Source organism: Streptosporangium sp. NPDC003464, from assembly GCF_053588315.1.
In genome coordinates this window covers 1-12259 of record NZ_JBSFPS010000293.1, presented here as the reverse complement: position 1 = coordinate 12259, position 12259 = coordinate 1, and the positions used below count along the sequence as shown (strand labels likewise).

The window sequence follows — 12259 nt, the reverse complement described above, 5'->3', positions numbered from 1 at the left end:
GCAGACCCGGTGGAACACCAGGGGGACGAGCCCGCCGCCGGTCTTCTCGGCGTTGAGGACCTGCTGCCGCCCGGCCGGTCAGTCGGGAGGCCGGTATCCGGCTCCGTGAGGAGATTGCCCGGTTACTGGAGTAGTCGTCGGGTATGTACTTTGACCTGGGGAAAGAACCACCGTCGTCGGGGGTTGCGATGGCCGGCTACCCGCCGGGAAGGCCGCTCGGAGGCCATGGAGGCCATGGCTTTCCCCGCCCGGGCCCGGCCGCCGCCCCCCCTCACGGGAAACGGCACGCCGGACCACGCCGGACTCGGCTCCGTCCCGTCCCCGTCCGCGGCGCCCGTCGCAGCCGCCGGTCACGTGTCCGGGGGTACCGGACGCGGGCAGGCGGCCCGTACGGTCCCGTGACAGCGGCGGACGGCCGTCCGGCCGGCGCTTCCGGCGAAGGAGGGGGAACGTCATGCCGGACAACAGAGGCGTCACCTACCAGGGACCCGGCAAGGTCGAGGTCCAGGAGATCGCCTACCCCGAATTCGAGCTCAAGGACGGCCCGGGGGTCAACCCGGCCAACGTGGGGCGCAAGGTCCCGCACGGGGCGATCCTCAAGACCGTCGCGACGAACATCTGCGGCAGCGACCAGCACATGGTCCGCGGCCGCACCACCGCGCCGACAGGTCTGACCCTTGGTCACGAGATCACCGGCGAGATCATCGAGACAGGCCCGGACGTGGAGTTCGTCAAGGTCGGCGATCTCGTCTCCGTACCGTTCAACATCGCCTGCGGCCGCTGCCGCAACTGCAAGGAGGGCAAGACCGGAGTCTGCGAGAACGTCAACCCGGACCGGGCCGGTTCGGCGTACGGCTACGTCGACATGGGCGGCTGGGTCGGCGGGCAGGCCAACTACGTGCTCGTCCCCTACGCCGACTGGAACCTGCTGAAGTTCCCGGACAAGGACAGGGCGATGGAGAAGATCCTCGACCTGGCCATGCTCTCGGACATCTTCCCGACCGGTTTCCACGGCTGCGTCACCGCCGGGGTGAAGCCGGGGTCGACCGTCTACATCGCGGGCGCCGGTCCGGTCGGGCTCGCCGCGGCGACGTCGGCGTTCCTGCTCGGGGCCGCCGTGGTCATCGTCGGCGACCTGAACAAGGAGCGTCTGGCCCAGGCCGGCAGCTTCGGCTGCGAGACCATCGACGTGTCCGAGGGCGAGCCGAAGGACCAGATCGAGCAGATCCTCGGCGAACCCGAGGTGGACTGCGCCGTCGACGCCGTCGGTTTCGAGGCCCGCGGCCACGGTGCCGAGGCGGCCACGGAACACCCCGCCACGGTGCTCAACTCGCTCATGGACCTCACCCGCGCGGGCGGCGCGCTCGGCATCCCCGGCCTGTACGTGACCGGTGACCCGGGGGCCGCGGAAGAGTCGGCCAAGGTGGGATCCCTGTCGATCAGGCTCGGTCTCGGCTGGGCCAAGTCGCTGGCCTTCACCACCGGCCAGTGCCCCGTCATGCGGTACAACCGCCAGCTGATGATGGCGATCCTGCACGACAGGGTACAGATCGCGAAGGCGGTCAACGCCACGCCGATCTCGCTCGACCAGGCCCCGCGGGGCTACGAGGAATTCGACAAGGGCGCGGCGCGCAAGTACGTGCTGGACCCGAACGACATGCTGGCCAAGTCCACCTAGGCCGCGGCCCGTCACGAGGGCGCCGCCACGCGCCCCGACGAGGGAGCGCGTGGCGGCGCGGAGAGGGGTCCCCGGCCGCGCGGAGAGGAGTCCCGGGCGGCGCGGAGAGCGGAGAGGAGCCCCCGGGCGCGCGAAGACGAGTCCCCGTGCGGCCCTACCCGACCAGCTTGTCGAGGCGGATCGGCAGGTCGCGGATCCGGACGCCGGTGGCGTGGTGGACCGCGTTGGCGACCGCCGCGGCGGTGCCGACGATGCCGATCTCGCCGATGCCCTTGGAACCCATCGGGTTGAGGTGCGGATCGTCCTCCTCGATCCAGAACGCCTCGACGTCGCGCACGTCCGCGCAGGCCGCGATGTGATACTGGGCGAAGTCGTGGTTGAGGTAGTCGCCGAACTCGCGGTCCATGACGCTCTCCTCCAGCAGGGCCATCGACAGCCCCATCGTCATGCCGCCGACGAACTGCGAGCGCGCGGTCTTCGGGTTGACGATCCGCCCGGCGGCGAACACCCCGAGCAGCCGGAGCACCCGCGTCTCCCCGGTGTCGGCGTCCACCCCCACCTCGGCGAACTGGGCGCCGAAGGCGTGCCGCGCGAGCCGCCGCTGCCCGTTGATCTCCTCGGTGGTGTCGGCGTCCGCCTCGACGCCGCCGGCCGGGTCCCCGCCCCGCCGGTCGAGCTCCTCCCGCAGCGCCTCGCAGGCCCGCACCACGGCCGTGCCCCACGAGGCGGTCCCCATCGACCCGCCGGCCAGGGAGGCGGTGGGCAGCGCGCTGTCGCCGATCTCCACCCGGACCCGGTCCGCCGAGGTGCGCAGCGCGTCGGCGGCGATCTGGGTGAGCACCGTCCGGGCGCCGGTGCCGATGTCGGTGGCGGCGATCCGCACGGTGAAGCGGCCGTCCGGCTCGGCGCGGGCGCTCGCCCGGGAGGGGCTCCGGTAGACCGGGTAGGTGGAGGCCGCCACCCCGGTCCCGACCAGCAGCCGGCCCCGGCGCCGGATCCGCGGCGCGGGATCGCGCCCGGCCCACCCGAACCGCCGCGCCCCCTCGCGCAGGCAGGCCACCAGGTTCCGGGAGCTGAAGGGCAGCCCGCTCTCCGGGTCGATCTCCGGCTCGTTGCGGATCCGCAGCTCGACCGGGTCGAGCCCGCAGGCGATCGCCAGCTCGTCCATCGCCGACTCCAGCGCGAACATGCCCGGGGTCTCGCCGGGCGCGCGCATCCAGGCCGGGGTGGGGACGTCGAGCCGGACCAGCCGGTGGCTGGTGCGCCGGCCGGGCGCGGCGTACATCATCCGCGTGGGCACGGTGGTCTGCTCGGCGAACTCCCGGATCGTGGAGCTCTGCTCGAACGCCTCGTGCACGATCGCGGTCAGCCGCCCGTCGGTGTCCGCGCCGAGCCGTACCCGCTGGATCGTGGGCGTGCGGTAGCCGGTCACCGCGAACATCTGCTGCCGGGTCACGGTGAGCTTGACCGGGCGGCCGGTCTGCTTGGCGGCGAGCGCGGCGAGGATCACGTGCGGGTGCGGGGCGCCCTTGGACCCGAAGCCGCCGCCCACGTGCGGGGAGATCACCCGGACGTTCGCCGGCGGCATGCCGAACAGCGACGCGACGGTGTCGCGGACCGCCGGCGCCCCCTGGGTGGAGTCGTGGAGCGTCAGCCCGTCGCCGTCCCAGACGGCGACCGTCGCGTGCGGTTCCATCGGGTTGTTGTGCTCGGCCGGGGTGCTGTAGGTCGCCTCCAGCACGATCGGGGCGGCGGCGAGGGCCGCGTCCGGATCACCCTGCTCGGTGTCGGTGGGGAAGGCCGGGTTGACGTGGTCCGGCCGGTACAGCCCCGGGTGGTCGGCGCGCAGCTCGACGTCGTGCGGCTCGACGGCGTACTCCACCCGCACCAGCCCGGCCGCCTCCCTGGCCCCCTGGAGCGTCTCGGCCACCACGACGGCGACGTACTGGCCGCGGTAGGCGACCCGCCGCGACTGGAGCACGGCCAGCTCGGCGTCGTCGGCGGGGGCCAGTCTGGGGGCGTTGCCGTACCAGATGGCGGCGATCACGCCCGGGTATTTGAGGACGGCGTCGACGTCCACGGACTGGATCTCGCCGCGGGCGACGGTGGCCTGCACCGGCACCGCGTAGGCCAGGTCCCGCGGGGAGTGCTCGGCGGCGTACCGGGCACGGCCGGTGACCTTGTCGAGGCCCTCCACCCGGTCGAGTGCCGAGCCGACGTACGACGGGGTCGTGGTGGTCATGGCGTCTCCACGAGTTCGGTGAGGGTGCGGACCAGCACGTTCCGGGCGAGCGGCACCTTGAATCCGTTCTCCCGCAGCGGCCGTGCCCGGGCCAGCTCGGTGTCCGCCGCCCGGGCGAACTCGGCCGCGGTGGCGGGGGCCCCGCGCAGCGCCTCCTCGGCGAGCTCGGCCCGCCAGGGCACGTGGGCGATCCCGCCGAAGGCGATCCGGCAGTCGCGGACCGTGCCGTCGGCGACCTCCAGCGCCGCCGCCACCGACACCACCGCGAACGCGAACGAGGCCCGGTCCCGGACCTTGCGGTAGCGCGACCGGGCCGCGGCCGGCAGCGCCGGCAGCTCCACCGCGGTGATCAGGTCGCCCGGATCCAGCACGGTGTCGCGGTCCGGCTCGTCGCCGGGCAGCCGGTGCAGGCCGGGCATCGCCACCCGGCGGGCCCCGCTCCGTCCCTCCACCCGCACGCCCGCGCCGAGCGCGGCCAGCGCCACGGCCATGTCCGAGGGGTGGGTGGCCACGCAGGCGGGGGAGTGGCCGATGATCGCCAGGTTGCGGTGGTCACCCTCGACGGCCGGGCAGCCGGAGCCGGGCCGCCGCTTGTTGCACGGCTTGGAGACGTCCTGGAAGTAGGAGCAGCGGGTGCGCTGCAGCAGGTTGCCGCCGACCGTGGCCATGTTGCGGATCTGCCCCGAAGCCCCGGACAGCACCGCCTCGGCGAGCATCGGGTAGCGCCGCCGCACGGCCGGGTGGGCGGCCAGATCGCTGTTGCGGACGCCCGCGCCGATCAGCAGGCCGCCGTCCGGGGTCTCCTCGACCGTGTCGGGGGCGATCCGGGTGACGTCCACCAACGCCTCGGGCGAGGCGACGCCCAGGCGCATCAGGTCCACCAGGTTCGTGCCGCCGCCCAGGTACATGGCGTTGGGCTGCTCCTCCAGCGCGGCCACGGCTGATCGCGCGTCCGTGGCCCGCCGGTAGACGAAGGGCCTCACCGTGCCACCTCCCCGATCGCGGTGACGATGTTGACGTAGGCGCCGCAGCGGCAGAGGTTGCCGCTCATCCGCTCGCGGATCTCGTCGTCGTCCAGGCGCGGCGCGGCGTTCAGGTCCGCGGTGACCGCGCTCGGCCATCCCGCCCGGACCTCGGCCAGCATCCCGGCCGCCGAGCAGAGCTGTCCGGGCGTGCAGTATCCGCACTGGAAGGCGTCGTGCTCGATGAACGCCGCCTGCAGCGGGTGCGGCGTGTCCCCCTCGGCCAGCCCCTCGACGGTGGTGATCTCCCGGTCGTCGAGGGTCACCGTCAGCGTCAGGCAGGACTTCACCCGCCGCCCGTCCACCAGCACCGTGCAGGCCCCGCACTGCCCGTGGTCGCAGCCCTTCTTCGCCCCGACCAGGTCGAGCTGCTCGCGGAGGGTGTCGAGGAGCGTCTCCCGGGTGTCCACGGTGACCGGATAGTCATTACGGTTGACCGAAAGCCGGATGTCCACCATGACCGGAGTCGGGACATCCCATCGTGTCGTATCGGCTTCGTCATTCATGGCGCTTCCCTACCCGATTGTCTGCCTGGGATTTCCCCGATTTCACCAACGGAGGTTTGACCTCTCCGCCGAATGTCCGGAGTGCTCTAATTTAGGATGGCGTTAAAAGTTTAGGTTGCCATTAAATGGGGATAAAGGAATGCTCCAAATGGGGAGGCGGTAGCCATGACGGATCGCCTGTTTCAGGATCGCCGGGACGCCGGCCGCGTTCTGGCCGGTCTCCTCGCGCACTACCGGGACCAGCCCGGCGTCGTCGTCCTGGGACTGCCCCGGGGCGGGGTGCCGGTGGCCTACGAGATCGCCAGGGCCCTCGCCGCCCCGCTCGACGTCTTCCTCGTCCACAAGCTCGGCGTCCCGGGCCACGAGGAGCTGGCGATGGGGGCGATCGCCGACGGCGGCGTGATCGTGCTCAACGACGACATCATCGACGGCCGCGGCCTCTCACCGGAGACCGTCGAGGAGGCGGCCGAACGGGAGCGGCGCGCGATGCGCCGGCGGGAGCGGCTCTACCGGGAGGCGAGGACCATGCCCGACCTCGCCGGCAAGACCCTCATCGTGGTCGACGACGGTCTCGCGACCGGTGCGAGCATGCGCGCGGCCATCCACGCCCTGGGCCCGCTGCGGCCGGCGCGGATCGTCGCCGCCGTCCCCGCCGCGCCCGCCTCCACCTGCCAGGAGCTGGCGGAGCTGGTCGACGAGGTGGTCTGCGCCAGCACGCCGTCGCCCTTCTTCGCGGTCGGGCAGGCTTACGTGGACTTCACCCAGACAGGCGACACGGAGGTGCGGGAGCTTCTCCGGGCCGCCTCGGAGGCCGGCGGACCCGGCGCCGGCGCGCAGAGTCCCGGCGGGTCCGGCGCCGGCGCGTAGCGGCCGGGCGGGTCCGGCGCCGGCGCGCGGGGCCCGGCGGGCACCGGAGGAGGGGGAGGGGCCCGGCACCCGCCCGTCCGCCGCCCGAGCAGTTCAAGGGGAGGGAGATGAGTCGGATGGTCGAAACGGGTTTCCCGGCCTTCGACACCGCCGTGGACAAGACGAACCGCGTTCTCAAGATGGTCGAGGACGCCTACGGATGGCCGAAGGCGCGCAGGAACCGCTCCTACACCGCGCTCCGGGTGGTCCTGCACACCCTCCGCGACCGCCTCACCGTCGACGAGATCGCCCGCTTCGGCTCCCGGCTGCCGATGCTGACCCGCGGCATCTACTACGGCTCCTGGGATCCCGGCCGCGCCCCGATCAGGATGGACGCCGCGGAGTTCGTCGCCCGGGTGCGCGGCAGGCTCCCGGACAAGATCCTGGAGGAGATCGGCGGCGACGCCGAGCGGCTGATCCACACGGTGGTCCACGCGCTGCGGGAGCACATCGGCGAAGAGGGGTGGGAGGACATCAAGTCGATCGTGCCCAAGGACCTGGCCGCCGTCCTAGCGTAGGCCGGACGGCAGTTCGGACGACAGCTCGGGCGACAGCTCGGCCAGCAGCTCGCCCACCTCGCGCTCCACGCCGGGGTCGAGCAGGTCGTGCCCGGCCATCCACGCGTCGTCGAAGACGGTGTCGAGGTATTTCTCCCCGGTGTCGTTGACCACCGCCACGGCCGTGGATCCCGGCGGCACGGAGGTCATCAGGCGCAGCGCCTCGTGGACCACCCCGCCCGCCGACCCGCCGACCAGCAGGCCGGTACGGCGGGCCAGCGCGCGTGCGGTGCCGAACGCCCGGCGGTCGGAGACCTTGCGCCCCTCGTCGATCAGGTCGAAGTCGACCAGCGCCCCGATCGGCGCGCCCGGCGGGGTGCCGGTGCCCGACTGGTGGTAGGGGCCGCCGGGGCCGCCGAAGGCGATGGAGCCCACCGGCTCCACCCCGACGATCCGTACGCCGGGCATGGTGCGGCGCAGCTCGCGGCCCGTCCCGCAGAGCGACCCCCCGGTGCCCACCGCGCCGATCAGGTAGTCGACGCCCTCCGGCAGTGCCTCGGCCAGCTCGCGGGCCAGCGCCCGGTACCCCCCGGCGTTGCTGGGATTGTTGTGCTGCTCGGTGAAGACCGCGCCGTCGGTGTCCTTGGCGAGCCGGGCCGCGAGCTCCTCGCGCGCCGCGGTGGCCAGCTCGCCGTCGCCGGTGACGTACACCAGCTCCGCGCCCATCGCCCGCATCGCCCGCAGCTTGTCGGGGCAGGCGTGCCCGTCCACCACGGCGGTGAAGCGGTAGCCGCGCTCGGCGGCCACCAGCGCGAGCCCCAGGCCGGTGTTGCCCGAGGTGGACTCGATGATGTGGCCGCCGGGACGGAGCGCGCCCCGGCGTTCGGCCTCGCGCACCATCTCCAGCGCCATCCGGGTCTTGGCGGTGCCGAGCGGGTTGAACTGCTCCAGCTTCAGCAGCAGCCGGCTGCCGGAGTAGCCCTGGCACAGCGACAGCAGGGGCGTCCGGCCGATCAGGTCGGTGACTTTCCGTACGATCCGCAGTGTGATCACTCCTCTGGTCGGGCTGGTCGGGCAGGTCCGGTCAGGTCGGCGGCCGGTCCAGCCGCCAGCTCCCGTCGGCGTTCACCACGACCTTGGGCGGCAGCGGCAGCCCGTGGAACGGCGACTCGTTGGAGTCCATCTGGTATCCGGCGGTGTTGGGGTAGACGAGCAGGTCCCCGCGCCTCGGCCGACCGGGCAGGGTGATCCTGCGCCAGGTGAGCATGTCGGACTCCAGGCAGCTCGCCCCGCCCACGCAGGACTCCGACGCCGGCCCCTCCCGCGCCGGGACGGGGATCGGCTCGGGCAGGAACTCGCTGTTGAACCACTGCTCGGACAGGCTCAGACTGGTGCCGTCCACGGTGACGATCCCGTACTCCCTGCCGTGCCGCGCGTCCTTGACGCCCTGGATCCGGAAGACCGTCAAGCCCGCCTGGTCGAGAAGGGCACGGCCCGGCTCGAGGATCAGCGTGACCCCGGAGCCGCGCAGCAGGGCCGCCACGTCCGCGCTCCCGCCGCCGGGCCTGGCCGCCAGCACCGCGCGCAGCGCCGCCGCCCCGGCCACCGGTGAGTGGTAGGGGTAGAACCCGTCGAACCGCCTGCCGGCGTGGAAGTGCGCGGGATCGTCGGTGAAGCGCCGCCAGTCCTCGGCCGCCAGGTAGTCCACCGCGAACCCGCCGCCGACGCTGATGCGGGTGGCGGGGATGCCCCGGGCCCGCGCCCGCTCGCACCAGCGCAGCAGCAGGGCGGCCATCTCGGCGCGGGGCCCCACCTCGTAGCCGGACAGGTGGCAGCTGAACCCCTCCAGGCGCGGCGGCCCGCACCGCTCCAGCGCCCGCTCCAGCTCCTGCGGCGTCATGCCGAACCGGCTGTGCGGCTGGCTCGGCGGCGTGACGCGCAGCATGATCCGCGCGCCGTCCAGTGCGGCGACCCGGTCCAGTTCGTCGAGGGCGTCCACGGTGATCAGACAGTCGTGCCGTACGGCCAGGCGGAGCAGGTCGTCCGACTTGGCCGGGCCCGTCACCACGATCCGCGTGCCGCGCACGCCGTGGCCCAGCGCGTCCCGCAGCTCCGGCACGCTGGCCACGTCCACTCCCGCGCCGAGCTCCGCGCAGGTCTCGATCCAGCACGCCGCCTTGTTGGCCTTCTTGGCGTAGTGGACCTCGCCGGTGACGCCGGTCTCCTCCAGCACCTCCAGGAAGGCGGTCAGGTTGGCCGCGAACCGGTCGGGCAGGAGCACGTGGTAGGGGCCGCGCAGGCCGTAGGCGAGCTCCCGCAGCAGCCCGGATCCCTTGCCGAGCAGGGTGCGCGCCGGCTCCGACAGCCTGGCGGGCAGGGGCGCGCTCAGTCCCACAGGTCGATCACCTGCCCGAGCCCGCGCTCCCCGGCCACCCGCGCGAAGTGGTGGCCGAGCGCGATGTCGGTGATCACCAGGCCGCTGTTGTAGGCGAAGATCCGCTGCCCGCCGCCGGTCCGCGCCTCGGCCCGGCCGGCGAGCACGTCGGGCAGCTCGGCGTCCACCGGGCGCAGCACGCCGTGCTCGTCGGCCAGGTCGGTGCCGGTCACCGCCATCTGCGCGGCGCTGGTGGCCAGCACGCGGCCGGCCCGGTGCAGGGTCGAGGGGGCCAGGCCGTACCCGACCAGGACGCACAGCGCGTCCGGCCGGAGCCAGTCCGCCTCCACCGCCGCGGTGGTGGCGGGGCCGGCGACGGCGAGCACCACGTCGGCCTCCGCCGCCGCGGCCCGCAGGTCCGGCACGGCCTCCACCTCGCGCCCGGGCACCGAGTCCCGTACGGCGCGCAGCCCGTCGGGGTGGGTGCCGAAGACCATGAGCCGTTCCAGCTCGGGCATCGCGGCCGTCAGGTACGGCAGGGCCTGCCGCCCCTGCACCCCGGTGCCGATCACCAGGGCGCTGCGGCTGCCGGGGGCGGCGCACTCACGGGCGAGCAGCGCCGACGCCGCCGGGGTGCGCATCGCGCCGATCCCGCCGCAGTCCATCAGGGCGACGGGCCGCCCGGAGACGTCGTCGTAGAGCGTCAGCGAGGTGTAGTAGCACTCCCGCCGGGGGTGGAACCGGTATGAGGTCTTGAAGGCGACCACCCCGCGGGTGCCGTCCCGGCCGAGCATGGCGTAGGACACCGAGTGCCCGTCGGGCGGCTGCAGCGTCAGCTTGCTCGGATTGGCCGACAGTCCGGCGGCCAGGGCGCGGTAGGCCTCCTCCACCACCGCGATCACCTCGGCCGGCCCGAGCTCCACCTTGGCCAGGTCGCTCCTGCTCAGAACCCGCATCACCGCTCCTGGCAGGGATCGATCGGCCGCTGGCCGTACCCGTGCTCGGTGGCCTCGGCCGGCGGGCGGGCGCGGTCGGGCAGGCGGACGTTGACCCGCTTGAGCCAGCGGTCGGTGCCGTCGTAGCGGGCGCGGAACGGCTCGCGGCCGTGCACGACCGCGTCGTTGTCGATGACGAGCACGTCGCCGGGGTCGAGCCGCACGCCGGTCCTGACCCGCTCCAGCTCGCGGCCGAGCCGCCCGTAGGCGGCCCGGTAGCCGGGGCCCGCCTGCTCCAGTGGCGTGTAGGCGGGGTCGAAGCGCAGGCACAGTCCGTCCTCGCCCTGCCACAGGGTCGGGACCCTGGGGGGTTCGAGGGCGGAGCCCCGGGCCTCGTCGTAGGCGTCGTCGGGGAGGATGGGCAGGACGGGGGCCGACAGCGTCTCGATGTCGGCCCCGTCGAGATCGGTGTGGCGCACGGCCGCGGCGCTGGTCGCCACCCGGTCGGGGTTGCGCAGGCAGCCCAGCAGCATCAGGTGGGCGCGCCTGTGGTGGAAGGCGTCCTCGTTGTGCGCGGCGAGCGTGACCGTGCTGCTCGCGCCGGTCTGCCCGTGCTCGTGGCCGCGGCTCGGCACGATGTCGTGCACCAGCCGCCCGTCCTGCTGTCCCTCCCAGCCGAACGGCCGGCCGGCGGTGGCGGCCAGCAGCAGCATGGCGACGTCCCAGACGGCCGTGCGTTCGGGGGAGGCGTCCGACCAGTGCGGCGGGGTCGCGCCGAGGCCGGCGTCGTCGACGGGCAGGCCGCGCAGGACGTACAGGCCGGTGGCCGGGGCGGGCGGGGGGCAGAGGTCCCCGAGGTCGGCGGCCGCCTCTGGGAGGTGCTGGATCAGTTCAGGGTTCGACGCCGTTTCATACATCGATACAAGGGCAGTTGCCCGGTTGATGAGCGTGTCAGGTCCGATTTCTCGGACAGGGGTCGGGTTGGAGCACACCTGGATTACCGCCTTGGTCCGTCGAGAGATGACGTTCCGGTCCCGGAGTTCATGGGTGTCGATCGATGGAATGGGACGCTAGTCCACCAAGAATTGATAAGGCAAGCCTTGCCTAAGTTATAAAAATATAATCTCTCCGTCATAAGCTCGTGATCTGCAAATATGCATCGAAGCGGACATTTCCGGCCTTGAGTTGGCGAAAAAATTAGGGTAGGCAAACCTTAATGACGCCGTAAGGGAGGAGCCGGAGGTGGAGCTGACGAGGAGACGGATCCTGGCGACCGGAGGAGGACTGGGGGCGGCCTTGCTGCTGTCGGCCTGCGGCTCCGGACCCCGGCGGGCCGCCGCCGGAGCCACGCCCCCGGCCGGTCCGCCCAGATCCGGCGGCACCCTGCGGGTGGGAGCCGTCGGCAAGGCGTCCGCGGTCACCCGCGACCCGCACGGCGTCCAGGTCAACGACAGCGACTACCTCATCCTCGCGCTGGTCCACGACGCGCTGACCGTCCCCGGGGACCGGCCCAACGTGGCCCCCCGGCTGGCCGCCCGCTGGGAGTCCGACGACCTGAAGCGGTGGCGCTTCACGATCGCCGAGGGCGCGACCTTCCACGACGGGACGCCGGTCACCGGTGCCGACGTGGCCTGGTCGCTGCGGAGGCTGCGCGCCACACCGGCCGGCGCGACCCGGCTGCCCGGCATCGAGGCCGGCGGGATCAGGGCCGACGGCCGCAACGCCGTGACGCTCACCAGCGCCTACCCCAACAGCGAGGTGCCGCTGCTGGCCCGGCTGACCACCTTCACGCTGAAGGAGGACACCAAGGACGTGGCGGGGGCGCCGGGCACCGGCCCGTTCCGCCTGGAGTCCTTCCGGAACGGCAGCGCCCGCCTGGTCCGCAACGACTCCTGGCACGGCGGTCGGCCGCCGCTGGACGCCATCGAGGTGCGGATGTTCGAGTCGCCGCAGGCCATGGCCAACGCCATGCTGACCGGCCAGATCGACCTGGCCTCCAACGTGGGCGCGGTCGCCGCCCGCACCGCCGAGGGCAGGGACGGTGTCCAGGTGATCCGCCGCCCCGACGACATGGCCATGCCGATCGTGATGCGCACCGC

Annotated in this window: 11 protein-coding genes; 4 read left to right on the top strand and 7 right to left on the bottom strand. The window is 73.1% G+C overall.

Going from position 1 to position 12259, the window contains the following annotated elements; all coding sequences use genetic code 11:
• The first annotated feature begins 454 nt into the window (after nt 1–454).
• Complete coding sequence (gene fdhA, locus ACWDS7_RS40820; RefSeq protein ID WP_451933645.1) at nt 455–1678, top strand: formaldehyde dehydrogenase, glutathione-independent; 1224 nt, start codon at nt 455–457, stop codon at nt 1676–1678.
• A gap of 154 nt (nt 1679–1832) precedes the next feature.
• Here the strand turns inward: fdhA and ACWDS7_RS40815 are convergent, their stop codons facing one another.
• From ACWDS7_RS40815 to ACWDS7_RS40805, 3 genes are read right to left on the bottom strand one after another with little or no spacing between them, the layout of a single operon-like run.
• Entirely contained in the window at nt 1833–3920 is a 2088-nt protein-coding gene (locus ACWDS7_RS40815) for a xanthine dehydrogenase family protein molybdopterin-binding subunit (RefSeq protein WP_451933644.1), read from the bottom strand.
• Nucleotides 3917–4903 carry an FAD binding domain-containing protein gene (locus tag ACWDS7_RS40810; RefSeq protein ID WP_451933643.1) on the bottom strand — a complete coding sequence of 329 codons (987 nt, stop codon included), beginning with the start codon at nt 4901–4903 and terminating at the stop codon, nt 3917–3919. The genes ACWDS7_RS40815 and ACWDS7_RS40810 overlap by 4 nt, the downstream gene beginning before the upstream one ends.
• Nucleotides 4900–5400 carry a 2Fe-2S iron-sulfur cluster-binding protein gene (locus ACWDS7_RS40805; protein WP_451933642.1) on the bottom strand — a complete coding sequence of 167 codons (501 nt, stop codon included), beginning with the start codon at nt 5398–5400 and terminating at the stop codon, nt 4900–4902. Before ACWDS7_RS40805 ends, ACWDS7_RS40810 begins: the two co-directional genes overlap by 4 nt.
• Before the next feature lie 213 nt (nt 5401–5613).
• Between ACWDS7_RS40805 and ACWDS7_RS40800 the strand changes: the two genes are divergently transcribed.
• Both ACWDS7_RS40800 and ACWDS7_RS40795 read left to right on the top strand, forming a co-directional pair.
• Nucleotides 5614–6315 (top strand): phosphoribosyltransferase, encoded by a 702-nt coding sequence (locus ACWDS7_RS40800; protein WP_451933641.1) that lies wholly within the window; start codon nt 5614–5616, stop codon nt 6313–6315.
• A gap of 116 nt (nt 6316–6431) precedes the next feature.
• Nucleotides 6432–6872 (top strand): DUF2267 domain-containing protein, encoded by a 441-nt coding sequence (locus tag ACWDS7_RS40795; protein WP_306875151.1) that lies wholly within the window; start codon nt 6432–6434, stop codon nt 6870–6872.
• Here ACWDS7_RS40795 and ACWDS7_RS40790 read toward each other — a convergent pair.
• From ACWDS7_RS40790 to ACWDS7_RS40775, 4 genes are read right to left on the bottom strand one after another with little or no spacing between them, the layout of a single operon-like run.
• Nucleotides 6864–7904 carry a cysteine synthase family protein gene (locus ACWDS7_RS40790; RefSeq protein ID WP_451933640.1) on the bottom strand — a complete coding sequence of 347 codons (1041 nt, stop codon included), beginning with the start codon at nt 7902–7904 and terminating at the stop codon, nt 6864–6866. The two genes, ACWDS7_RS40795 and ACWDS7_RS40790, sit on opposite strands and share 9 nt — an antisense overlap.
• A gap of 31 nt (nt 7905–7935) precedes the next feature.
• Entirely contained in the window at nt 7936–9246 is a 1311-nt protein-coding gene (locus tag ACWDS7_RS40785) for an alanine racemase (protein WP_451933639.1), read from the bottom strand.
• On the bottom strand, nt 9237–10181 hold the full coding sequence (locus ACWDS7_RS40780; RefSeq protein WP_451933638.1) for an ornithine cyclodeaminase family protein: 945 nt from the start codon (nt 10179–10181) through the stop codon (nt 9237–9239). The genes ACWDS7_RS40785 and ACWDS7_RS40780 overlap by 10 nt, the downstream gene beginning before the upstream one ends.
• Nucleotides 10181–11077 carry a TauD/TfdA family dioxygenase gene (locus ACWDS7_RS40775; RefSeq protein WP_451933637.1) on the bottom strand — a complete coding sequence of 299 codons (897 nt, stop codon included), beginning with the start codon at nt 11075–11077 and terminating at the stop codon, nt 10181–10183. Before ACWDS7_RS40775 ends, ACWDS7_RS40780 begins: the two co-directional genes overlap by 1 nt.
• A gap of 325 nt (nt 11078–11402) precedes the next feature.
• On the opposite strand from ACWDS7_RS40775, the gene ACWDS7_RS40770 reads away from it, so the two are divergent.
• A partial coding sequence (locus tag ACWDS7_RS40770; protein WP_451933636.1) for an ABC transporter substrate-binding protein occupies nt 11403–12259 on the top strand: 857 nt, incomplete at its 3' end.